Genomic DNA, 21,753 nt, shown 5'->3' on the forward strand with positions numbered 1-21,753 from the left:
CGGGCGACTTGAGCGGTCTCGGCATCCCGAGAACCCCGCTGAGCCCGCCGCCCAAGGACCTGTCCGAGGAGGATCCCGGGTACGGGGGCGCCGGAAACGTCGGCGCGACCGCCGGCCAGAGTGATGCGGTCCGGCGCCTCCCCGTCCGTACCGACGACCTCCTCGTGGCCTTCATGGCCGATCAGGGGGACGTCGTAGCCCTCCTGGACGAACCGGGTCGCCTCCTCGTACGGCTGCCGCGCGGCAACCTCCTCGTCCACGGTCGGGACCACACCACGCGGAGAAGATACCTGTGCCATAACAAGGCCTCACACCAGAGGAGAGAGCGCCCCGCCCAGGAGCCCCCTGGAGGCCACGATGAGCGGATACTTCCCCACCATCGCCCCGATCAGCCCAGCTCGCACAAGGCGCAACCCGCCCGCGCATTGACGCGGACACGACCTGCGAAGCGCGCCCGGGAGATTGCCGAAGTACACCGCAGCGCGGTCGCCGCATCCGCATCCATCTGCCCACGCACGCCCCTGCACGCCCGCGAAGAAACGACACTGCACACTGATGGGAGCGCACCGCGTCAACAGGTGCCGAGCCGGCCGCCGCGCCACGATCTTCCACCGAGCGGATCCGGCATCGACCACGCTCTGGCCGATGACACGCCCTGGACGTCACCCGGGAAGCCGACGCAGACAGCGTGCACGGCCTCCGCCCGGCCTGGCACGCGCCCCCGAACGGGGCGAGCACGGCCTGATCACGCCGAGGAAGGGCTCGGAGCACTCCTACGGAACCGCCCCCACATCCTCACCACGTACGACACGACCAAGACGGAGGACGCCCCTGAGCGGGCCTCCGCGCGGCAGCCACGCGGGTGCCCACCAGTTGGCGCGGCCCGCCAGGGTGAGGAAGGCCGGTACCAGGATTCCCCGTACCACGGTGGCGTCGAGGAGCACGGCGACGGCGAGCCCGGTGCCGAGGAGCTTCAGGACCGTCAGGCCGGACGTGGCGAGGACCCCTGTGACCAGGGCCACCGCGAGGGCGGCCGTGGTGACGAGGCGGCCGGTGCGGGCCACGCCCTCCACCACGGCGTCCCGGTTGGTCAGGCCCCGCAGCCGCTGTTCGCGCACCCGGGAGAGCAGGAAGATCTCGTAGTCGATCGCGAGGCCGAAGGCGACGGCCGCCATGAGCAGGGGCAGCGTCAGGTCCAGCGCGCCGGTGACGGCGAACTCCCCGAGCGTGCCCCGCAGATGGCCGTCCTGGAAGATGTGCACCACCAGGCCGAAGCTCGCCGTCAGGCTCAACGCGCCCACGAGCAGCGCCTTGAAGGGCAGCAGCACGCTGCGGGTCAGCAGGAAGAGCATCGCCCACGTGGTGACCGCGAGCATTCCCCCGGCCAGGGGCAGCCGTTCGGCCACCGCCGCCTTGGTGTCGGCGAGCATCGCCGCGCGGCCCGCCACCCGTGTGCCCTCGGGGGACGCCGAACGGAGGTCGGCCACCAGCCGCTGGGCGGCGGCCGATTGGGGTTCGGCGGTGCTGACGACGGTGAGCACCGGGCCGAGTCCGGGCAAGGACGCGGGGCGGACCGTCGCCACGCTGTCCAGGGCGGCCACCCGCTGCCGGTACGCCCCGGTGTCCGCGGCCTCGGGCAGCACCACCGTGAGGGTGCGCTCGGCGGGCGCGGCGAAGCGTGCCCGGATCTCCTCGCCCGTCGCATGGGCCTCGGTGCTCGCCGGCAGCGTCCGCTCGTCGATGAGCCCGAACCGGACGTGCCCGAACGGCATCGCGCAGAGCACCAGGGCCACGGCGCAGCCGATCCCGTACAGCGCGGGCCGCCGGGTGATCACCTTCGCGGCCCGCCGCCACAGCGGACTGTCGGGGCGCCCGGTGCGGCCGATGCGCTCGCCGAGCAGGAGCAGCAGCGGCGGTACGACGGCCATGGCCGCGGCCGCCGCGAGGAGTGCCACCGCCATGCCCGCGCAGGCCATGGAGCGCAGGAACGGCAGCGGCAGCACGAGCAGCGCCGCCATCGCGAGGGCCACCGTGCAGGCCGAGACCGCCACCGTGCGTCCGGTGGTGCGCACCGTGCGCGCCACCGCGTCGGGCACGTCGCGACTGTGGCCGAGCTCCTCGCGGAACCGGGTGATGAGGAAGAGGCCGTAGTCCACGGCGAGGCCGAAGCCGAGCGCCGTGGTGAGGTTCATCGCGAAGACCGACACCGGCATGGCGTACGTCAGGGCCCGTAGCAGCGCCGTCGTGCCCGCGACCGCGAGTACGCCGATCACGACGGGCACCAGCGCGGCGAGCAGCGAGCGCAGCGCCACCACGAGGAGCAGCAGGGTGAGGGGCGCCGCGATCAGCTCGGCGGTGACGAGGTCCCGTGCGCTCGCCTCCGCGGCCTGCACGCTCACCCAGGAGCCGCCGGTCGCGGAGACGTCGAGGGGCCCGCGCCGGCCCGTCAGCTTCGGGACGAGGTCGCGGGCTGTGGCGGTCGCGTCCCGGTCGGCGCCCGCGAGGTCGGCGGTGACCAGGGCGGCCCGTCCGTCCGTGGAGCGCAGCGGCGCGTCGGGCGTGGTCCAGTACGAGCGCGTCGAGGCCACTCCGTCGGCCGCGGCCAGCTCCCGTGTGAGGGCACGGCCCGCCCGTCGGGCGGCTGCCGCGTCCACGCCGGATGCGGACCGGGCGAGGAGCACCAGGTCCGGCGGGGCGGCGCCCGCGCGGGCCAGCGCCGTGGCCGCCCGGTCCGCCTCCGTGTCCTTCGCGGTGTAGCCCCCGTTGGCGAGCCGCTCGTGCGTGCCCGCGCCCGCGACCGCGCAGAGGGCGGCCACCAGGGCGGCGAGCAGCAGCACGAGGCGGGGTCGGGCCGCCTGGAGGCGCGGGCGGGCGGTCGCTTCCGTCATGCGGCCCGGAAGAAGAGCACCGCGTTCTGACCGCCGAACCCGAAGGCGTTGCTGAGGGCGCCCGTCATCCGGTGGGCCCGGGGCGCCTTGGTGACGACGTCGATGGCCAGGCCCTCGTCGAGCTGGTTGAGGTTGGCGGTGGGCGGGACGAGCTGCCGCTCCAGGGAGAGCAGCGTCACCGCGGCCTCCACCGCCCCGGCGGCGCCCAGCGTGTGGCCGATGGTGCCCTTGACGGAGGTCACCGGGGGTGTGCCCGTCCCGAAGAGGGCGCCGAGCAGGTTCGCCTCGATGCGGTCGCCCTGCGGGGTCGAGGTGCCGTGGGCGTTGACGTGGTGGACGTCCGCCGGTTCGGCACCGGCGTCGGCGAGCGCCGCTTCGACGGCCCGCCGTGCGCCGTCGCCGTCCGGCCGGGGGCTGGTGGCGTGGTAGCCGTCGGCGGAGGCTCCGTAACCGGCGAGGTAGCCGCGGATCCGGGCGCCGCGGGCACGGGCGTGCTCCGGGCGCTCCAGGACGACGACCCCGGCGCCCTCGCTGAGCACGAAGCCGTCCCGGTCCACGTCGAAGGGGCGGGACGCGGCGGCCGGATCGTCGCGGCGCTGGGAGAGGGCGCCGAGCCGGTGGAAGGCGGCCGAGCCCATCGGCACCCGGGCGCAGTCGGTGCCGCCCGCGATCGCGATGTCGCAGGATCCGGCGCGCAGCAGGTCGCGGGCCACGCCGAGAGCGGTGGCCCCGGAGGCGCACGCCGTCGACGTGGTGAGGCACGGCCCGGTCGCGCGCAGGTCGATCGAGACCTCACCGGCGACCATGTTGGGCAGCGAACGGGGCAGGGTGAGGGGCGAGATGGCGTCGACGCGGCCCTCCGCGAGATGGCGGTAGGCATCCGCCCAGGTGTCACCTCCGGCGGCGGCCACGCCGAGGACGACGGCGACCCGCGGCCCGTCCCACGCCTCGGGATCCAGCGCGGCGTCCGCCACCGCCTGGCGTGCGGCCACCATGGCGAGCTGGGTGAACCGGTCGATGCGCCAGGTGAGCCGCGGGCCGAGCAGGGCGGCGGCGTCGAAGTCCGGCACCCGGCAGGAGAAGTCGACGGGGAGCCCGGTGAGGACCTCGTCGCGCGCCGCGAGGCCACTGCCCGCGCAGATCCCCGTCCAGGACTCCTCGACACCCACCCCCGCGGGGGTGACGAGGCCGAGCCCCGTGACGGCCATGTCCCGCGCTGTCACCGAACCGCCTTCTGCAGGGACTCGGCCGCTGCCGCAGCGCCGACGGCCGCCGTCAGGTGCTCGGCCGCCTCGGCGAGCGTCATGTCCACCTGGTCCTCGGGCAGGCTCACGCCGAAGGTGTCCGCGAGCACCATGCCCAGCTCGAGGCGGGCGAGTGAGTCGAACTCCAGCGCCTCGAAGGTGGCGTCCGGGCGGATCTGGTCCTCCGGCACGCCGAAATGCTCGGTGAGCAGGCGGGTCATCACGTCGTAGACGGGCTCCATCGTCGTTCTCCTTCGCGCCGGTGGGGGCAGGGTTGTCTGAGGTGTCTCGGGTCGTCGCCGCCGACGTGCGGGGTGTCCCCGCACGTCCGCCGTACGGGCACGGAGCAGGGAGAACAAGCCCGGGAACGCGCATGCCGGGCCGCGGCAGTGGCTCCTCCGGTGAGCGCGATCGCTGCCTTCGCATGCCCGGCGTCTCGTTCCATCAGGCCGCCGAAAGCAGGCGGCGTGGCTCACAGCGGCGGTCCCGGACACCAGGAACGCTCCGTGGCACGTGAGAGGAACCGGATGGGCAGCAAAGCATTTTGTTTTCCCATCACTTCATGTCGAAACCGGATTCCTCGCCCAGTTTGACCACGACGGAAGCGAAAACGGCACTACCGGCACGCGGATTCCTCCATTGGGAGGACGCAGGAAATGCGGCAGAAAGCACGGACCTGAAATCTGGAATTCGTGCGGGGCGTCCGCCAGGTCGCGAGGCCGTCCGGCAGACCGCGAGGCGGTCCCGCAGGTCACAAGGCCGTCCGGCAGGTCCGCTCCTGAGAAGCCGTCGCCGCGGCCGGGACCCGCGGAGGGGCCGCGCCGAACGCTCCTGCCGTGCGCCCCGATCGCGGAGCGGCCGGGGTGGGGAGCGGCCGGTCACCGCCGGGGCGGCCGGTCACCGCCGGGGAGTGACCGGCCGCCCTTCGTTCAGGAGCAGAGCGCGGGCTCGCCCCCGTCGGCCGTCACCGCCGCCGCGGTCCCGCGCTCCGCGTGGACGAGCCGTGCCCGCAGCATCGGCAGGCCGCACAGGGTGAGCAGCAGCGCCAGGGCGCCCGCGACGACGGCCACCGAGACTCCGGCCGTGGCGCCGAGGCGGTCGTGGACGACGCCGGTGACGGCCGCGCCGATCGCGACGCCGCTCTGGAGGCCCGCGATCATCCAGGTCAGGGCCTCCGTGAGCTGGTGCTCCGGGGTCGTGCGCTCCACGATGCCCATGACCACGACCATGGTCGGCGCGAAGAAGACCCCGGCGAGGAACACCACCACGACCATCCCGGCGACGCCGTCGACGAGCAGGAACGGCAGGGTCGTCAGGGCCGTCCCGGTCACACCGACCAGGAGCAGGCGCGACAGCGGAGCGCTGCGGCGGCGGGCGCCGAAGAGCAGCCCTGAGATGCCGGAGCCGATCGCGTACACGGCGAAGACCAGCCCGGCGAGCGACTTGTTGCCCGCGTCCTCGGCGAACGCGAGGCCCATCGTGTCGACCATGCCGGGGATCGCACCGCCGCACAGCAGGACGAGGGCGAGGACGAGCACCGGCGGCGAGGAGAGCGCCGAGGCGCCGCCGTCGGCGGAGTGCGGCCCGACCGGCGGCTCGGTGCTCTTCTGCGGGACGAACAACGCGACCCCGACGATCAGGAGCAGCCCCGCCACCAGGGGTGCGGCCTGCGGGAACAGCGCAGTGGAGAGCACCACGGCGAGCGCCGGACCGATGACGTACGTCAGCTCGTCGACGACGGACTCCATGGAGTACGCGGTGGTCAGCCGGGGCGTGCCCCGGTAGATCTCGGTCCAGCGGGCCCTGACCATCGCGCTCATGCTCGGCATCAGGCCGGAGAGCAGCGCGAAGAGGAACAGCGTCCAGCTGGGCGCGCCGGCGGTGGCGCACAGCAGCAGGCCCGCGAGCCCGAACACGCTGACGCCGGTGGCGACGGGCAGCACCCGGCTCTGGCCGCGCCGGTCCACCGCCCTGGACACCTGCGGCCCGAGGAAGGCCATGGAGAGGGTGAAGGCGCCCGCGACCAGGCCGGACAGGGCGTACTCACCGGTCGTTTCGGACAGCATCGTGAGGATGCCCATATGGGTCAGGGGCAGCGGGAGCCGGGCGAGGAGCCCGGCGGAGCTGAACGCCTTCGCGCCCGGGGCGGAGAAGATCTCGCGGTATGCGTGGGGCATTGCGTGTCCTGTCGTGGAATCGGCCCTCGGCCCATGGGGGCGTGCGCGGCACCCGGCGCGCGCACGCCCCCGGAGCAACATCCGGGACTATCGTTCCACTTTCTATCATGCCCCTCACCGGGCGGCGGCGGTGGCGTGCGCGCCACCGCCGCCGCCTCAGCCGGCCAGGCCGCGGCGCAGGGCCGCGCCGAGTTCGGCGTTCTGGCGCCGGGACACGTCGGCGCTCAGGAGGGCCTGCGAGCCGTGGAACGTACCGGCCCACTGGTGCAGTTCGACCGGCACGCCCGCCTGGAGCAGGCGCAGCGCGTACGCGATGCCTTCGTCGCGGTTCGGGCAGAACTCGGCGGTGGCGATATAGGCGGGCGGAAGCCCGGAGAGGTCCTCGGCCCGCGAGGGCGCGGCGTACGGCGTGGCCGGCGCACCGCCCAAGTAGTGCCGCCAGGCCGCGGTGATCTTGTCGCGGGTCATCCAGGGCGTGTCCGTGAACTGCCGCGCCGACCAGGTGCCCTGGCGGTCGTCGAGCCCCGGCTGGTTGAGCAGCTGGAAGCGGACGGGCGGGCCCTGGCGGTCGCGCGCCCGCAGCGCCACGGCCGCGGCCAGCCCGGCCCCGGCGCTGTGGCCGCCGACCGCGACCCGCTCCGGGTCGACCCCCCACTCGGCCGCGTGCTCGACCGCCCAGGACAGCACCGCGTACGCGTCGTCGAGGGCGGCGGGGTACGGATGCTCGGGGGCCAGGCGGTAGCCCACCGAGATCACGACCTCGCCGGAGCTCTCCGCGATGCGGGAGGCCCAGGGGTGCTCGGTGTCCACGTCGCCCATGACCCAGCCGCCGCCGTGCATCCAGACGACGGCGCCGCGCGCGCCGCGCGGGCGGTAGATCCGCACGGGCACCGCCGGATCGCCGGGCACCGCGCGGTCCTCCACCTCCGTGCCCGAGAGGTCCGGCGCCGGTACGGAGGCGGACAGCCCGGCGAGGTTCTTGCGGGCGGTGACGGGGTCGGACAGGTCGGCCCGGGGGATCAGCGGGATGAACGCTTCGAGTTCGGAATCCATGACGGTCATCCTCACGGCCGTGACCACCGGGGAGCAGCCGCCAGTTGTCGGGCAACTCCCCCGTTCCACGCGCCGATCGGCGCCCGCCCCGGCCGGGGGGCGCGGCAGCCGGACCCTGCTGCGGAAGGGCCCGGCGCAGGACCTCTCGCACGGCCGGGAGGGACTTGACACCCACGGATTTCATTATTCAAGTTTGACTAGTGCGCCTTCACGGTATACCTTTCCCCGCGTGGTCAAGTTTGACTACGTGGATGCGCCAGAGCCTCATCAGCAAGGGAGCCCGTATGACTCATCTGCCCGACACCGGATACACCCCGACCGCCGAGGACCGCGCGAGCCTGGACGCCTGGTTCGCCGCTTACGACGCGGCGAGCGGCAAGCGGGACGTGGAGCGCATGGCCGACATGGCGGTGTTCCCGCTCAACCTGGTGAGCGACGACTCGCAGGGGGACGGCCGGTCGGCGCAGTGGGACCGGCAGCGGTTCGTCGCCACCATGACGCAGGTGATGGGCGACGGCAGCCAGGACATCACCTTCGAGTCCACCCGGACCCCGGTGTTCCTCTCCGCGTCGATGGCCGTGGTCTTCACGGACTCGACGATGACGGCGGACGGCCACACCCAGCAGCTCCGGTACGCCGACATCCTGCTCAAGCGGGACGGGACCTGGGCGTTCCAGACCATGATCCAGGGCGGCTGGGGAGACAACCTGTAAGGCGGGCGACGGCCGTCGGCCGCCCCTGTCGTGCCGTGCGGGCGCCTAGGAGCGGCGCCTGCGCAGCACGACGAGGGCGGCGCCGACGGCCACCACGGCGACCGCTCCCCCGGCGACGGGAAGGATCGGCACGCCCTTTCCACCGTCGTCGCCTCCGTCGTCGCCCTCGGCTTTCGTGGCGCACTGCGGGCCGTCAATGGGCCCGCCCTTTTCCACGGTCACTTCGCCCGCCCGGGTGCTCTCACCGGGATGCACCGGCTCGGCGAAATGGATCGCATACGTACCGGGCTCCGCATCACAACGGATCCGCGCGTGCGCGGCAAACGAAACCTTGCCCGTGGACTTCAACTCCACGGGCTTGAGGAACACTTTGGAACGCAGTGTCGCGCCCTCGTCGAGTTCCGGATTCACCAAGGACAACGCGACGCGCTCCCCGGGCCGCGCGGCACCCGGCGTGACCGTCAACTCGCCACTGCCACCCGCGTCCGCGAACGCGCTCGGCACGGCCACCGACGCGGCCCCGAGCAGCAAAGCCCCCACAAAAGCGGCGCGTACACGTGACATAAGATGCAGTCCTCGGGTTCGGATGACCAGGGTCGATTCTGGTGACGGGATCCGTTATCAGCGATCTTACCGGGGGGATTCGCGAGCAGTGCACGGACTATCGCCGCTCGCCCTTCGGCATGCCATCACGGGCGAACACCGAGTTCTTCCACCAGCACGCAACTGAAGGGGAGCCGTGCGCATTTCCCGTTGGTCCCGGTCCGTCGCCGTGGGGACGGGCGGCGTCGTTCTCGCCGCTCTGGCGACCACCGCGTCGGCGCAGGAATCCATAGCCGGGCCGGGCACGCCCCGGCCCGGACCGGACGGGGCGCCCGGCGGCGTCAGCGCGTCCGCCCCGCCGAAGAGCGGCGCCGCCTGGACGGTCGAGGACGCCGAGGACTTCTGGACCTCGGGACGCATGGCGGCGGCGACCCCGCCGCCACCCGCCAAGGACTCCGCGCCGGGAGGCGCGCGCCCCGGCAGCGCCACGAAGGCCACCGCGAGCGCCGCGTCCACCCCGCGCGTGCGCGCGGCGGCCGCCGCCCCCGCCGCCGCGGCCTACAAGGGCGCCAAGACCATCGGCGTGCTGTACTACGTCGACAGCGGCATGACCGCGCACAGCTGCACGGCCAGCGTCGTGCACAGCCCCAAGGGCAATCTGATCCTCACCGCCGGGCACTGCGGCCCCGGCAAGAAGCACGCCTTCGTGCCCCAGTACCGCACGGGCAAGCCCGCGGCCCAACAGCCCTACGGCATCTGGGCCGTCGACCGGTTCTTCAAGGACCCCCGGCACACCGACACGGGGCCCGGCTCCAACCTCGACTTCGGCTTCGCCACGCTCAAGCCCGACCGGGACGGCCGCCCCATCGAGCGGCGCACCGGCGCCAACACCCTGACGCGGACGCCCGGTTACCGCGTCCCGGTCACCGTCATCGGCTATCCGAAGGCGAAGTACGACCCCAAGGACCGGGCCGTCAAGTGCCGCACGACGACGGACCGGCTGCCCGGCTACAAGCAGCTGCGGATGAAGTGCGCCGGTTTCCACGGCGGCACCTCCGGCAGCCCGTGGCTGATGGACTTCGACGAGCGGACCCAGCGCGGCAAGGTCGTCGGGAACCTCGGCGGCGCGGGCGGCGGCGGGTCGAGCAGCTCCGTCTCGTACGCGCCGTTCTACGACGACGAGGTGTTCAAGCTCTACGACGACGCCGTCGCCGACGTCGCCAAGGTCGAGCGCCCGCCACTGCCCTACGCGCTCGGCGTCGGCGAGACCTGGCAGCACGCCAAGCAGCTGGCCGCGGGCGACTACACCGGTGACGGCAAGGCCGACCTGCTCGCCGTGTGGGCCAGCGGCGAGGTCACCCTGCACACCGGCGACGGCAAGGGCGGCTTCCGCGCCCAGCGGCGCCTCCAGGCGCCCAACGGCACCTGGAAGCACGCCGCCGCGATCACCGGCGGCGACTTCGCCGGCGGCCGCCGCTCCGACCTGATCGTGCGCTGGTCCGACGGCGAGGTCACGCTGTACCCCGACGTGTCCACCGCGGGTTTCGGCCGGGAGGTACGGCTCGCCAAGGCCGGGTCCACCTGGAAGCACGCCACCCGGATCACCGCGGGCCGCTTCAGCGGCAACGATCGCGCGGACGACCTGGTCGTCCGCTGGAGCGACGGCGAACTCACCCTCTACCGCGAGGCGGGCGTCGGCTTCACGAAGGAGACCAGGCTCCAGAAGCCCAACGCCACCTGGAAGCGTGCCGCCCTCCTCGTCGGCGGCGACTTCACCGGCGGCGACCGCTGGGACGTCGTCGTGCGCTGGTCCGACGGCAAGCTCACCCTGCACCAGGACGTGGGCACGGGCGGCCTCGGCAGGAAGACGCAGCTCGGCGGTCCCAGCGCGCTGTGGAAGCACGCCACGGTGGCGACGGCCGGCGGCTACACCGCGGGCGGCCGCCCCGACGACATCGTCGTCCGCTGGAGCGACGGCGAGGTCAGCCTCTACGCCGACACCACGACCAGGCTGGGCACCGAGCGGAACCTCGTACCGCCGAGAACGGCCTGACGCACGCGCCGCCGCCGCGACCGGCGGCGCCCCCGTACGCGGACCGGGTAACGTCGGCGCGAACGGCGCACGTACGCGGCACCAGAGGTCCGCGCGCACGAACGCGGGAGAGCCACCCTGAACGAGCCGACCACCGGGCCGACCACGCCGCCCGTCACCGACGGCCGCCGCGCCAAGGGCGAGCGGCGGCGCCGGGCCCTCATCGAAGCCACCGTGCGCGTCATCGCCCGCGACGGCGCCGCGGGCGTCACCCACCGCACGGTGGCCCGCGAGGCGGAGCTGCCCACGACCGCCACGACGTACTACTTCAGCAGCATCGACGCCCTCCTCACCGCGGCGCTCACCCAGTGCATGGAGGAGGACTCCGCGCGCGTCGAGGCGCTCGCGGAGGCGCCCGGCGGCCCCACGCTCCGGGCGCTCGCGGAGCTCATGGCGCGGCTCCTCAGCCCGCCCGGACACCTGCTCGCGGAGTTCGAGCTGTGTCTGCTCGCGGCGCGCCGCCCCGAGCAGCGGGCGGCGACCCGGCGCTGGCACGAGGCGCTCGCCGCGTTCGCCCGCCGTTTCACGCACGAGCCGCTGCGCGTGAAGCTCTTCACCCACGCCTACGACGGGCTGCTGCTCCAGGGCCTGCTCGCGGACAAGCCCCCGACGGCCGACGAGTTCGAGGAACTGCTGCGGGAGCTCCTGCCCGAGCCCGCCCCGGGCCCGCCGTAGCCGCCGGGGCCGGGGCACGCGCCCGCCCCCGCCGGTGACCGCGCCGTCAAGGTCCGACACGCCCTCGACTACAGTGGAGGCGGGCCGTGACTGGCGCTGAGGTGGAGCACCACCGGGGAGCGGCCTGACGCAGATGTCGATGCCGTGCGCCTGGGCGACTGGTCAACCACGCCTGGAGGCGGCCATGTCCCCGACCACTTCGACGGTCCCTGCCCAGCTCATGGACGGCACCGCCCTCGCCCGCCGCGTGGGCGAGGAGACCGCGGCCCGCGCCGCCGAGCTGACCCGGCGCACGGGCGCGGCGCCCTGTCTCGCGACCGTGCTCGTGGGCGAGGACCCCGCGTCGGTCACGTACGTACGGATGAAGCGGAACCGCTGCGCGAAGGCGGGCATCGTCTCGCGGCACGTCGCGCTGCCCGCCGCGACCACGACCGAGGAGCTCGTCGCCACCCTCGGCGCCCTCTCCGAGGACCCGACCGTGCACGGCATCCTGCTGCAGCACCCCGTCGGGGACCACATCGACGAGCGCGCGGCCTTCGAGGCGATCGCCCCGCACAAGGACGTCGACGGCGTCACGCTCAGCTCGTTCGCCGCGATGAGCTTCGGGCGGCCCGGCTTCGTGTCCTGCACGCCGGGCGGGATCATGCGGCTCCTCGACGCGTACGACGTCGACCTCGCCGGGAAGCGGGCCGTCGTCGTGGGCCGCAGCGCGATCCTCGGCAAGCCCGTGGGCATGCTGCTGCTCGCCCGGGACGCGACCGTCACCTACTGCCACTCGCGCACCGCGGAGCTCTCCGCGCACCTGCGCGAGGCGGACGTCGTCGTGGCGGCCGTGGGCAGGCCCGAGCTGATCCGCGGCGAGGACATCAAGCCGGGCGCGGTCGTCATCGACGCCGGGTACAACGCGGGCAACGTCGGCGACGTCGACTTCGACGGCGCCCTGAACAGGGCCCGCCTCATCACCCCGGTCCCGGGCGGCGTGGGCCCCATGACCATCGCGGTGCTCCTCGAACAGACGGTGGCCGCCGCGGAGCGGCAGCTGGGGGCGCGCGCCGCACGGTGACGACCGTGCCCCGCCCCGTGGCCGTGCCTCCATCTGGCGCTTTCAACGGGTGTTGACCCGCCGTTGACCAACTCCCCCTACTTTCCCCACAGTTGCGGTGACAGCCCGTCGCCGCAGGGTCTCCAGGGGGTTCGATGCGTCGCAAGAAGGCTCTCCTCGCCACGGGCGCGGCAGTGTTCAGCATGGCGTTACTCGGTACGGCGGGGCAGGGCGCGAGCGCCGACGAGGACGGCCGGAGGACGGTGGCCGTCGCTGAGGTCGCGGGCAAGGACGCCGCACGCAAGATGGCCCAGCAACGGCCGCTGGTCGCGGCGGCCGACGTCATCAGATGGGCACAGGAACGCGGCCGGTTCGCGGGCTTCACCGGCATCGCCCTGGAGCGCGGCCGCGTCGCCCTGTACTGGAAGGGCGCGCTGCCCGCCCGGATGCGCGAGGCCGTCGCCGAGGCGCGCGGCACGGCGCGGGTGCGGATCGTGACGGCCCCGTACTCGCTCAAGGAGCTGAAGACCGCTTCGGCCCGGCTCCAGGAGCGGCTGCGGGCCGAGCCGTCGCTCGGCCACACCGTGAAGATCCCCGCGGACGGCAGCGGGCTCGTCGTCGCCGCGGACCCGGTCCGCGGCGCGGCGGCCGCCGCGCCGCGCACGGCCGCCGCCCTCGAGGGGGACCTGGGCGTGCCGGTGCGCACCATCCGCGAGGGCAGGATGAAGGAGCGCAGCCGCGACAACGACTCCCACCCCTGGTCGGGCGGCGCGCTCATCAAGATCAACGGCGTGCCCTGCTCGTCGGGGTTCGGTGTGCGCAACGGGTCGGGCGCGCAGTACGTCCTCACTGCCGCGCACTGCGGCCAGCCGGGCGGCCGGACCACGAACGGGGCCGACCAGTACATCGGCACGGTCGGGCCGCGCCACCAGCCCCACGACGTCATGCTGATCCCCACGTCCGACGTGGACGACTTCATGTACACGGGTGCGTGGGGCGACGAGCGGGGCGTGCGGGTCGATGGCTGGGACTGGGTGTACACCGGCGAGTACCTGTGCCAGTCCGGTGTCACCAGCGCCGCGGAGACCGGCGGGCCCGTCTGCAACCTGAAAGTGAAGTTCTTCTACAACGACACCGAGGACCTGGTGGAGGCCGAGCAGATGAACGGCCAGGCGGCGGCGCGGGGAGGTGACAGCGGCGGCCCCGTGTACGCGGCCTCCGCCAACGGGGGCGCGATCGCCAAGGGCACGGTGACGCGCTCACTCGGTTCCGGCCTCGGCTTCCAGGACTTCGGCACCGCCTGGCGCGACTTCGGGGTGTGGATCGACAAGTAGGCCCGGCGGCCGGGGCATTCACAGCGCCTCGCGCAGCAGCTGCACCGGGTGCCACGCGGTGCGCTCCGTGCCGTGGAAGATCTGCTGGCGGCACGAGGCGCCCGTGGCGACCACGACGGTGTCGGCGGACGCGGCCCGCACGGCGGGGAAGAGACGGTCGGCTCCCACGGTCATCGAGAGGTCGTAGTGCTCGGACTCGAAGCCGAAGGAGCCGGCCATGCCGCAGCAGCCCGCGTCCAGTTCGGTGACCTCCACTCCGGGGATGCGGCGCAGCAGCGCCATGGTGGCCGCCGTGCCGACCTCCGCCTTCTGGTGGCAGTGGCCGTGGTAGAGGAGGGTGCGCCCGCTCAGCCAGGAGTCGGGGCGCAGGGTGAGGCGGCCGTCGTCGACGGCGTCGCCGAGCAGTTCCTCGAGCTGCTTCACCCGTGCCGTGACCGCCTCGCGGGCCGAGTCGCGGGGCAGCAGCGCCTTGTGCTCGTCGCGCAGGGTCATCAGGCAGGACGGTTCGCAGCCGGTGATGGGGGCGTCGGCCGGGGTGGTCTCGGTGAGGCGGTGGACCAGCTGGAAGGCCTTGTCGCTCGCGTCGTCCAGGAGGCCCTTGGACAGGCTGGCCCGGCCGCAGCAGCCGCCGCTCTCCAGGTGCACGTTCCACCCGGCGTGTTCGAGGAGCTCCACGGCCGCCTGCCCGATCTCCGGCTCGGTGTACGTGGTGAAGGAGTCGGCGAGCAGCACGACCGTGCCCTGGGTGGTCGTCGCGGCGGGCGTGCGGCGGCCGAACCAGCGCACCAGGTTGCGGCGGGCGTAACGCGGCAGCGGGCGGTGGCGGGTGATGCCGAGGGTGCGCTCCAGGAGGCGGCGCAGGAGCGGGAGGCGGCCGGGCAGGTTGGAGAGCGGGGCGGTGGCCGAGCCGAGGCGGTTGAGGGTGCGGATCGCCCCGAAGGTCCGGGAGCGCAGCGGGATCCCGTGCTCGTCGTGGTGGTGGGCGAGGGCCTCCGCCTTCAGTGAGGCCATGTCCACGCCGAGGGGGCACTCGCTCTTGCACGCCTTGCACATCAGGCACAGGTCGAGGACCTCGTGCAGCCGCTCGTCGCCGAGCGCGGCGTGCGGGTCGGGTGCCGAGAGGGCCTGGACGAGGGCGCCGGCGCGGCCGCGCGTGGAGTCCTCCTCGTTGCGCGTGGCCATGTAGGAGGGGCACATGGCGCCGGTGCCGGACTTGCGGCACAGACCGATGTTCATGCAGCGGTCGGCGGCCGCGCGCATCCCGCCCGCCACCTCGAAGTCGAGCCGGGTGCGCAGACCGGGCGCGGGCGGCAGCGCCGCGTCGCGCAGGTGCTCGGTCATGGCGGGGGCGTCGACGATCTTGCCGGGGTTGAGCCGGTCGTCCGGGTCGAAGAGGCCCTTGACCTGGCGCATGGCCTCGTACAGGGCGTCGCCGAACAGCTCGCGGTTGAACTCGCTGCGGGCCAGGCCGTCGCCGTGCTCGCTGGAGTTGACCCCGCCGTACTCGGTGACGAGGTCCTTGATCTCCTCGGCGACCTCGCGCATGGTCCTGCGCTGCTCGGGGTCGGTGACGTCGAGGAACGGGCGGATGTGCAGACAGCCCACCGAGCAGTGGCCGTAGAAGCCCGCGGTGAGGCCGTGCCGGTCGAGGACCTTCTTCAGCCGGGCGGTGTACGCGGGCAGGTGGACGGGGTCGACGGCGGTGTCCTCGATGAACGCCAGGGGCCGCTTGGTGCCCTCGCTCGCGGCCATGAGCAGCCCGAGGCTCGACTTGCGGACCTTCATCAGGGCCGTCCGGTCGGCGGCGGTGACGGCCCTGAGCGTGTGGTAGCCGTGGCCGTGCCGCTTCCACAGGGCCGTCAACCGGTCCAGGCTGCCGAGCAGTTCGCGCTCGTCGTCGCCGGTGAACGACACGAAGAGCAGCGCGTCCGGGTCGCCTTCGAGGACCGTGGAGAGGGAGGCGTACTCGATCTTCTGCCGGGACAGGTCGAGGATCGTGCGGTCCATCAGCTCGACGGCCGCCGGGTCGCAGGCGAGCGCGTCCTGGGTGGCCTCGATGGCCCCGGCGACCGAGGTGAAGTGGCCGACGGCGAAGACCGTGTGCGCCGGTTTCGGTACGAGGTCCACGAGCGCCCGGGTGGTGACGGCCAGGGTGCCTTCGGAGCCGACGACGAACTTCGCCAGGTCGAAGGGGGTGTCCTCGCGGGCGAGCCGGTCCAGGCGGTAGCCGCCCGCGCGCCGCCAGTGCTGCGGGAAGCCGTCGGCGATGGCGTCGGCGTGGGCGGCGACGAGCCGGGGCAGTTCGCGGTGGATGCGGCCGTCCAGGGTGTCGAGCCCGGCGCGGCTCGCGTGTTCCCCGGCGGTGAGCGGCGCCAGATGCGCGCTCGTCGCGTCGGAGAGCACCACGTCCAGGGCGCGCACGTGGTCGATGGTCATGCCGTAGCGCAGGGAGCCGCTGCCCGCCGAGTTGTTGCCGATCATGCCGCCGACGGTGGCGCGGTTGCTGGTGGAGGTGTCGGGGCCGAACATCAGGCCGTGCGGGGCGGCGGCGCGGTTCAACTGGTCCTGGACGACGCCCGGTTCGACGAGGGCGGTGCGGCCCTCCGGTTCGAGCGCGACGATGCGGCGCATGTGGCGGGAGAGGTCGAGGACGATGCCGGGCCCGGTGGTCTGCCCGGCGAGGCTCGTCCCGGCGCCGCGCGGCACGACGGACACGCCGTGCTCGACGGCCGCGGCGACGGCGGCCCGCACGTCGTCGGCGTGCCGGGGGAAGACGACGCCGAGCGGGGTGATGGCGTACATGCTGGCGTCGCGGGCGAACAGATGGCGGCTCACGGAGTCGAAGCGGACCTCGCCGTCGAGGTCGGCGCCGAGCCGCTGGGCGAGTTCACCGCCGAGCTCGGCACGCTCGGCCTCCGTGCTCTCGATGCTGGATGTCATACGACACGCTCCGGGGGCGAAGGGAGTACGGGGACTTGCGAGGGGGGACGGCGCGGGTCCGCCGGTGTGGCGGACCCGCGCCCGGAGGGGGGCTCAGGCCGTGCGCAGGGGGTCGAGCCCCGCGCCGGGGGTGGCTCAGGCCATGCGGAGGTAGTCGAGCCCGGCGGCGAGCCCCTCGGAACCGACCGCGATCCCGGCGAGCTCCAGGCCCATCTGCACCCCGGCGAGGGTCCCGGCGAGGGTGAGGTCGTTGAAGTGACCGAGGTGGCCGATGCGGAAGACCTTGCCCGCGAGCCGCCCGAGGCCCGTGCCGAGCGACATGTCGAAGCGCTCCAGGACGATCTTCCGTACGGCGTCGGCGTCCTGGCCGTCCGGCAGGAGCACGGCGGTCAGCGATCCCGAGTGCTCCCGGTCGTCGGCGCACAGCACGTCGAGTCCCCAGCCGCGCACGGCGGCCCGGGTGGCGGCGGCGTGCCGGGCGTGCCGCGCCCAGACCTGTTCGATGCCCTCCTCCGCGAGCATGCGCAGGGCCTCCTCCAGGCCGTAGAGGAGGTTGGTGGCGGGCGTGTACGGGAAGAACCCGGCGGCGTTCGCGTCGAGGATCGGCGCCCAGTCCCAGTACGACCTGGGCAGCCGGGCGGTGCGGGACGCCTCGACCGCCTTGGGGCTGACCGCGTTGAAGCCGAGGCCGGGCGGCAGCATGAGGCCCTTCTGCGAGCCGGTCACGGTCACGTCGACGCCCCACGCCTCGTGGTGGTACTCGATCGAGGCGAGCGAGGAGACGGTGTCGACCAGGAGCAGGGCGGGGTGCCCGGTGGCGTCCAGGGCGGCACGGATCTCCGGCACGCGGCTCGTGACGCCGGTCGAGGTCTCGTTGTGCACCACGCAGACGGCCTTGATCCGGTGGGCCAGGTCGGCGGTGAGGAGGTCGGCGGCGGCCTCGGGCGAGGCGCCGTGCCGCCAGTCGCCGGGCACGAACTCCACCTCCAGGCCGAGGGATTCGGCCATGTCCCGCCACAGCGTGGCGAAGTGGCCGGTCTCGAAGCACAGCACGCGGTCGCCCGGGCTGAGCGTGTTGACCAGGGCCGCCTCCCAGGCGCCGGTGCCCGACGACGGATAGACGACCACCGGGGACGTCGTGCCGAACACGGGCTTGAGGCCGTCGAGCACCCGGCGGGTGAGCTCGGCGAACTCGGGGCCCCGGTGGTCGAGGGTGGGTGCGGCCATGGCGCGCAGAACGCGGTCGGGAACGTTGGTGGGTCCGGGAATCTGCAGAAAGTGACGGCCGGTCCTGACGGTCATCGCGCGAATCTCCCCTCCACACTTGTGCCGTGAGGCGGCACAGCGTATCGTGATGCGGCACAGTGGAGCATAGGGGCGACGGCTGACGACGGTCAACGGTGCTGCCGCACGCCGCCGTTGAGGCCGGCCCATGCGCCACCCTGGGGGCGGGCCGACGCGGAGCCCGCCGGGCGCACCGACACCAGACCTTCGGGGGAACCCATGCAGAACGTCCTCAACACCCTGCGCGTCCTGGAGGAGTTGGCGACGCGCCAGCCCGTCGGGGTCGCCGAGCTCGCGCGGGCCATGGAGCTGCCGAAGAGCACCGTGCAGCGCGCGCTCGGCACGCTGCGCACCGCGGGCTGGATCAGACAGACGGGCACCCCGCCCACGCGCTGGACCCTCACCACGAAGGCGCTGCTGGTCGGGCGGCAGGCCACGGGCGAGCTGGGGCTACGGGACGTGGCGGTGCCGGTGATGGAGGAGCTGCGCCGCGCGGTCGACGAGACGGTGCACCTGGCGGTGCCGGAGGGCGACCGGGTCGTCCTGGTCGAGCGCCTGGAGACGGCCCAGCCGGTGCGGATCGTGCTCCCGCTCGGCCAGCACCTGTCGGGCCACGCGTCCGCCAACGGCAAGGCCATCCTCGCGGCCCGCTCCCCCGAGGCCGTCGACCGGTACGTCGCGGACGGCCTGACCCGGTTCACCGAGGCCACGATCGACGACCCGGACGCGCTGCGCGCCGAACTGGCCGCGACCCACGCCCGCGGCTACGCGCTCAACGAGGGCGAGTGGCGCACCGACGTCGCGGCGGTGGCCGCGGCGATCCTCGGCCCGGACGGCACGCCCGTGGCCAGCATGAGCGTCAATCTGCCCGCCAGCCGCTGCGACCGAAAGCGCCTGGACGACCTGGGCGTTCACGTGCGGGCCGCGGCCCGCGAGATCAGTGCGGCACTCGGATACGAGGAGCCCCGTACCGCCTGAGGACCGCGAGGACGGCGCGCCCGCACCGCTCGAACGCCCGTGAAAGCGATGTCCGCGCACCCCCTTGACGGGCCGTGACACCCGTCACATACTCGCCAACGTCGCCCTGCGAGTTCCGCATAGCGGAACTCAGAGTCCGTGCTGCGGATATCCAGGCCCGGTGTGCCCGTCATCTCACACGCCCTACGACGCTCAAGACCACCCCGCTCAGCTCCATGACGCCCCGGAGTCGCATCCGCACGTCCACGCACGTGACCCTCCATCCGCTACTCGGCCGCAGTCCGAAGGCGAGGACGTGTCATGACAGACCATCTCATCGCGATCGGCGCATTGGTGCTTGTCTTCGCCATCGCCACCTTCACCTCCGTCCACATGGGAGCGCTCGCGCTCGTCGCGGCGTTCGCCGTCGGCTCCACCGTCGCCGGCGAGAACGCCGACGACGTCTTCGGGGGCTTCCCCGGGGACCTCTTCGTCGTCCTCGTGGGCGTGACTTTCCTGTTCGCCGTCGCCAAGAACAACGGCACCATCGAATGGCTCGTCCACGCCGCGACCAAGGCTGTGGGCGGCCGCATCGCCCTCATCCCCTGGGTCATGTTCCTCATCACCGCCGCGCTCACCGCGGTCGGAGCCGTGGTGCCCGCGGCGGTCGGCGTCATCGCCCCCATCGGCATGAGCCTGTGCGCCCGCTACGGCATCCGCCCGCTGCTCATGGGGCTGCTCGTGGCCAACGGGGGCTGCGCGGGCGGCTTCTCGCCCGCCAGCGTCTACGGCTCCATCACCAACGGCGTGGTCGAGCACAACGACCTGCCGAGCAGTCCGGCGCTCCTGTTCGCCATGACGTTCCTGTTCAGCGTGGCGCTCAGCGTCGTCGCGTACTTCATGTTCGGCGGGCGGCAGCTGCTCGGGCGGCGCGCACAGGACACCGAGACGGCGGACGGCGCCGCGACGGGCGGATCCGCCGGGCCCGACAGCGCCGTCGGCCCTGCCGGGCCCGGGGGCGCCTCGCCGGGCCCCGTCGGCACCGCACCCCGAGGTACGGCACCCGCGGGCGGCACCGCCACCGCGACGGTCGCACTCGCGAAGCCGGTCGTGGCGCCCGGCCTCGACGTCTCCCGTTCCCTGACCCTGCTCGGGCTGCTCGGCATGGTCGCGGGCGCGCTCTTCTGGGAGTGGAACGTCGGGCTCATGGCCCTGACCGTCGTGGTCGTCCTCACCCTGGTGGACCCCGACGCCGCCAAGGGGGCCGTCGACCGCTGCGCCTGGTCCACCGTGCTCCTCGTCTGCGGCGTCGTCACCTTCGTCGGCGTCATGGAGCGCATGGGCACCATCGAGTGGCTCGGTGACAGCGTCGCCAAGATCGACTCGCCGCTCCTGGGCGCCCTGCTGATCTGCGTCGTCGGCGCCGTGGTCTCCGCCTTCGCCTCCACCACCGGCATCCTCGGCGCCCTCATCCCCCTCGCCGTCCCCTTCCTGATGGACGGTCAGGTCAGCGCCATCGGCCTCATCATCGCCCTGGCCATCTCGTCCTCGGTGGTCGACTCCTCCCCGCTCTCCACCAGCGGGGCCCTGGTCACCGCCAACGCCCCCGAGGAACAGCGCCCCCAGATCTTCAGCGCCCTGATGCGCTGGGGCATGTCGATGACGCTCGTCGCCCCGCTCGCGACGTGGGCGCTGTTCGTGATCCCGGGGCAGGTCTGAGGGATGGCGGCGCCGTGTGGTCAACCGTGCGCCCGCTGGGCGTTCTTGGGCAGCGGCCCGACGCAGAGAGGCCCGAGGCCGCGAGGCTCTCGGTCCGTCTGCGTCACGCCGTCCGCGCGATCGTGCTCGACGAGGCCGTTCGGCCCGTGACCAGGGGCCGGTCGCACGGTCCGCGGAGTGCGGCGCGGTCGCGACGGGCGTCCGGCCGCGGCTCGCGTCCACGCGGAGCGGCCCCGGACCGCCGGAGGAACATCCGGCGGCCCGGGGCCGGGGCGCGCCGCCCGGCGCGGGCGGCGGGCTCAGTCGCGGAGGTCCTCCACGGTGGGCACGACCACGCCGAACAGATCGGTGACGGTGGTCAGGGCGGCGTCCTGAAGGGCGGCGGCGGGCAGGACCGTGCCGTCCGGGGCGGCGAGCGCCCGCGTGGCGGTCGCCTCGGCGACGACGGTGGGCCGGTAGCCGAGGGTGAAGGCGCCCTGGGCGGTGAACGCGACGCACATGTGGGTCATGAACCCGGCCAGCACGAGGTCGCGGCCCTCGCCCGGTTCGACGCCCGCGTCGCGCAGGACCTGCTCCAGGTCGGTGGCGTGGAAGGCGTTGGGGACCTGCTTGACCACGACGGGCTCCCCGGCCACGGGGGCGACCTCGTCGCTGATCGACCCGATGTGGGCGCGGATGTCGTACGGAGTGCCCGCACCGCCGTCGTTGACGACGTGCACGACCGGGACGCCCGCGGCGCGGGCGCGCTCCAGGAGCCGGGCGCCCGCCGCGAGGGCCTTCTCGGCGCCGTCCAGGGTCATGACGCCGGTGCGGTAGGTGTTCTGGAAGTCGATCATTATCAGGGCGGACTCGCCGAGGCGGGGCGGCTGGTTGTCCAGGCCGATCACGTCGCGCAGGGTCGTGGCGGGGTGAGTCGTGCTCATCAGGGAGCCTTTCTTCTGGTTTTCGGGCGGGGCAGGGCAGGCCGAGGCCGCGGCCCGGCGTCCGCGCCGATGGATGGGTGGAGAAATGGAGAGGAGGGGAGGGGAAGGAGGCGGTCAGGCGGTTCCGCCCGGACGCGGCCAGGCGGTTCTGGTCCGAGCGCGGTCAGGC

At 73.5% G+C, this 21,753-nt stretch carries 16 protein-coding genes, 1 pseudogene and 1 riboswitch; of the genes and pseudogenes, 7 read left to right on the forward strand and 10 right to left on the reverse strand.

Annotation, left to right across the window (positions count from 1 at the left end; genetic code table 11):
- Nucleotides 1–116: 116 nt before the first annotated feature.
- The 6 genes and pseudogenes from C9F11_RS48535 to C9F11_RS05345 form a co-directional block, all read right to left on the reverse strand.
- Nucleotides 117–236, reverse strand: a pseudogene (locus C9F11_RS48535) (4-hydroxy-3-methylbut-2-enyl diphosphate reductase); the annotation flags it as partial.
- Between the two features lie 537 nt (nt 237–773).
- Nucleotides 774–2,888 (reverse strand): MMPL family transporter, encoded by a 2,115-nt coding sequence (locus C9F11_RS05325; RefSeq protein ID WP_138958153.1) that lies wholly within the window; start codon nt 2,886–2,888, stop codon nt 774–776.
- Nucleotides 2,885–4,111 carry a beta-ketoacyl-[acyl-carrier-protein] synthase family protein gene (locus tag C9F11_RS05330; protein ID WP_171075645.1) on the reverse strand — a complete coding sequence of 409 codons (1,227 nt, stop codon included), beginning with the start codon at nt 4,109–4,111 and terminating at the stop codon, nt 2,885–2,887. Before C9F11_RS05330 ends, C9F11_RS05325 begins: the two co-directional genes overlap by 4 nt.
- Nucleotides 4,108–4,374, reverse strand: coding sequence for a phosphopantetheine-binding protein (locus C9F11_RS05335; protein WP_138958154.1), 267 nt, complete (start codon nt 4,372–4,374; stop codon nt 4,108–4,110). Before C9F11_RS05335 ends, C9F11_RS05330 begins: the two co-directional genes overlap by 4 nt.
- A 687-nt stretch (nt 4,375–5,061) precedes the next feature.
- Nucleotides 5,062–6,309, reverse strand: coding sequence for an MFS transporter (locus C9F11_RS05340; RefSeq protein ID WP_138958155.1), 1,248 nt, complete (start codon nt 6,307–6,309; stop codon nt 5,062–5,064).
- Between the two features lie 156 nt (nt 6,310–6,465).
- Nucleotides 6,466–7,362 carry an alpha/beta hydrolase gene (locus tag C9F11_RS05345; protein WP_171075646.1) on the reverse strand — a complete coding sequence of 299 codons (897 nt, stop codon included), beginning with the start codon at nt 7,360–7,362 and terminating at the stop codon, nt 6,466–6,468.
- A 284-nt stretch (nt 7,363–7,646) separates the two neighbouring features.
- On the opposite strand from C9F11_RS05345, the gene C9F11_RS05350 reads away from it, so the two are divergent.
- The gene (locus tag C9F11_RS05350) at nt 7,647–8,075 is read left to right on the forward strand and encodes a nuclear transport factor 2 family protein (RefSeq protein ID WP_138958157.1); all 429 of its coding nucleotides are present in this window, start codon (nt 7,647–7,649) and stop codon (nt 8,073–8,075) included.
- A gap of 45 nt (nt 8,076–8,120) precedes the next feature.
- Here the strand turns inward: C9F11_RS05350 and C9F11_RS05355 are convergent, their stop codons facing one another.
- A complete protein-coding gene (locus C9F11_RS05355; protein WP_138958158.1) occupies nt 8,121–8,639 on the reverse strand; it encodes a hypothetical protein in 519 nt (172 codons plus the stop codon).
- Between the two features lie 175 nt (nt 8,640–8,814).
- Here C9F11_RS05355 and C9F11_RS05360 point away from each other — a divergent pair, with 175 nt between their 5' ends.
- The 4 genes from C9F11_RS05360 (at nt 8,815) to C9F11_RS05375 (ending at nt 13,761) form a co-directional block, all read left to right on the forward strand.
- Nucleotides 8,815–10,671, forward strand: a complete 1,857-nt coding sequence (locus tag C9F11_RS05360) for a hypothetical protein (protein WP_249401603.1) — start codon at nt 8,815–8,817, stop codon at nt 10,669–10,671.
- 201 nt (nt 10,672–10,872) lie between these two features.
- Nucleotides 10,873–11,385, forward strand: a complete 513-nt coding sequence (locus C9F11_RS05365; protein ID WP_269078125.1) for a TetR family transcriptional regulator — start codon at nt 10,873–10,875, stop codon at nt 11,383–11,385.
- Nucleotides 11,386–11,461: 76 nt separating this feature from the next.
- Nucleotides 11,462–11,548, forward strand: a riboswitch (ZMP/ZTP riboswitch).
- A 21-nt stretch (nt 11,549–11,569) separates the two neighbouring features.
- The gene (locus C9F11_RS05370) at nt 11,570–12,448 is read left to right on the forward strand and encodes a bifunctional 5,10-methylenetetrahydrofolate dehydrogenase/5,10-methenyltetrahydrofolate cyclohydrolase (RefSeq protein ID WP_138958160.1); all 879 of its coding nucleotides are present in this window, start codon (nt 11,570–11,572) and stop codon (nt 12,446–12,448) included.
- A gap of 134 nt (nt 12,449–12,582) precedes the next feature.
- Nucleotides 12,583–13,761: a trypsin-like serine protease gene (locus C9F11_RS05375; RefSeq protein ID WP_138958161.1), complete on the forward strand. Its 1,179-nt coding sequence runs from the start codon at nt 12,583–12,585 to the stop codon at nt 13,759–13,761.
- 18 nt (nt 13,762–13,779) lie between these two features.
- Here C9F11_RS05375 and C9F11_RS05380 read toward each other — a convergent pair whose 3' ends face one another.
- On the reverse strand, nt 13,780–16,701 hold the full coding sequence (locus C9F11_RS05380) for an FAD-binding and (Fe-S)-binding domain-containing protein (RefSeq protein ID WP_138958162.1): 2,922 nt from the start codon (nt 16,699–16,701) through the stop codon (nt 13,780–13,782).
- A gap of 135 nt (nt 16,702–16,836) precedes the next feature.
- Nucleotides 16,837–18,003 carry an aminotransferase class V-fold PLP-dependent enzyme gene (locus C9F11_RS05385; protein WP_138958163.1) on the reverse strand — a complete coding sequence of 389 codons (1,167 nt, stop codon included), beginning with the start codon at nt 18,001–18,003 and terminating at the stop codon, nt 16,837–16,839.
- Between the two features lie 201 nt (nt 18,004–18,204).
- Between C9F11_RS05385 and C9F11_RS05390 the strand changes: the two genes are divergently transcribed.
- Both C9F11_RS05390 and C9F11_RS05395 read left to right on the forward strand, forming a co-directional pair.
- A complete protein-coding gene (locus C9F11_RS05390; RefSeq protein WP_138958164.1) occupies nt 18,205–18,963 on the forward strand; it encodes an IclR family transcriptional regulator in 759 nt (252 codons plus the stop codon).
- A gap of 300 nt (nt 18,964–19,263) precedes the next feature.
- Nucleotides 19,264–20,661 (forward strand): SLC13 family permease, encoded by a 1,398-nt coding sequence (locus C9F11_RS05395; protein ID WP_138958165.1) that lies wholly within the window; start codon nt 19,264–19,266, stop codon nt 20,659–20,661.
- A gap of 299 nt (nt 20,662–20,960) precedes the next feature.
- On the opposite strand, the gene C9F11_RS05400 is transcribed toward C9F11_RS05395, so the two are convergent.
- The gene (locus tag C9F11_RS05400) at nt 20,961–21,584 is read right to left on the reverse strand and encodes a cysteine hydrolase family protein (RefSeq protein WP_138958166.1); all 624 of its coding nucleotides are present in this window, start codon (nt 21,582–21,584) and stop codon (nt 20,961–20,963) included.
- Nucleotides 21,585–21,753: the final 169 nt, after the last annotated feature.

The organism is Streptomyces sp. YIM 121038, from assembly GCF_006088715.1.
GTDB lineage: Bacteria > Actinomycetota > Actinomycetes > Streptomycetales > Streptomycetaceae > Streptomyces.

Excerpts from the sequence above, each read along its gene's own strand:
- C9F11_RS05350 (WP_138958157.1), top strand. The coding sequence starts at position 7,647 with ATGACTCATCTGCCCGACACCGGATACACCCCGACCGCCGAGGACCGC.
- C9F11_RS05375 (WP_138958161.1), top strand. The coding sequence starts at position 12,583 with ATGCGTCGCAAGAAGGCTCTCCTCGCCACGGGCGCGGCAGTGTTCAGC.
- C9F11_RS05395 (WP_138958165.1), top strand. The coding sequence starts at position 19,264 with ATGACAGACCATCTCATCGCGATCGGCGCATTGGTGCTTGTCTTCGCC.
- C9F11_RS05390 (WP_138958164.1), top strand. The coding sequence starts at position 18,205 with ATGCAGAACGTCCTCAACACCCTGCGCGTCCTGGAGGAGTTGGCGACG.
- C9F11_RS05325 (WP_138958153.1), bottom strand. The coding sequence starts at position 2,888 with ATGACGGAAGCGACCGCCCGCCCGCGCCTCCAGGCGGCCCGACCCCGC.
- C9F11_RS05335 (WP_138958154.1), bottom strand. The coding sequence starts at position 4,374 with ATGGAGCCCGTCTACGACGTGATGACCCGCCTGCTCACCGAGCATTTC.
- C9F11_RS05355 (WP_138958158.1), bottom strand. The coding sequence starts at position 8,639 with ATGTCACGTGTACGCGCCGCTTTTGTGGGGGCTTTGCTGCTCGGGGCC.
- C9F11_RS05340 (WP_138958155.1), bottom strand. The coding sequence starts at position 6,309 with ATGCCCCACGCATACCGCGAGATCTTCTCCGCCCCGGGCGCGAAGGCG.
- C9F11_RS05370 (WP_138958160.1), top strand. The coding sequence starts at position 11,570 with ATGTCCCCGACCACTTCGACGGTCCCTGCCCAGCTCATGGACGGCACC.
- C9F11_RS05400 (WP_138958166.1), bottom strand. The coding sequence starts at position 21,584 with ATGAGCACGACTCACCCCGCCACGACCCTGCGCGACGTGATCGGCCTG.
- C9F11_RS05380 (WP_138958162.1), bottom strand. The coding sequence starts at position 16,701 with ATGACATCCAGCATCGAGAGCACGGAGGCCGAGCGTGCCGAGCTCGGC.
- C9F11_RS05385 (WP_138958163.1), bottom strand. The coding sequence starts at position 18,003 with ATGACCGTCAGGACCGGCCGTCACTTTCTGCAGATTCCCGGACCCACC.
- C9F11_RS05345 (WP_171075646.1), bottom strand. The coding sequence starts at position 7,362 with ATGGATTCCGAACTCGAAGCGTTCATCCCGCTGATCCCCCGGGCCGAC.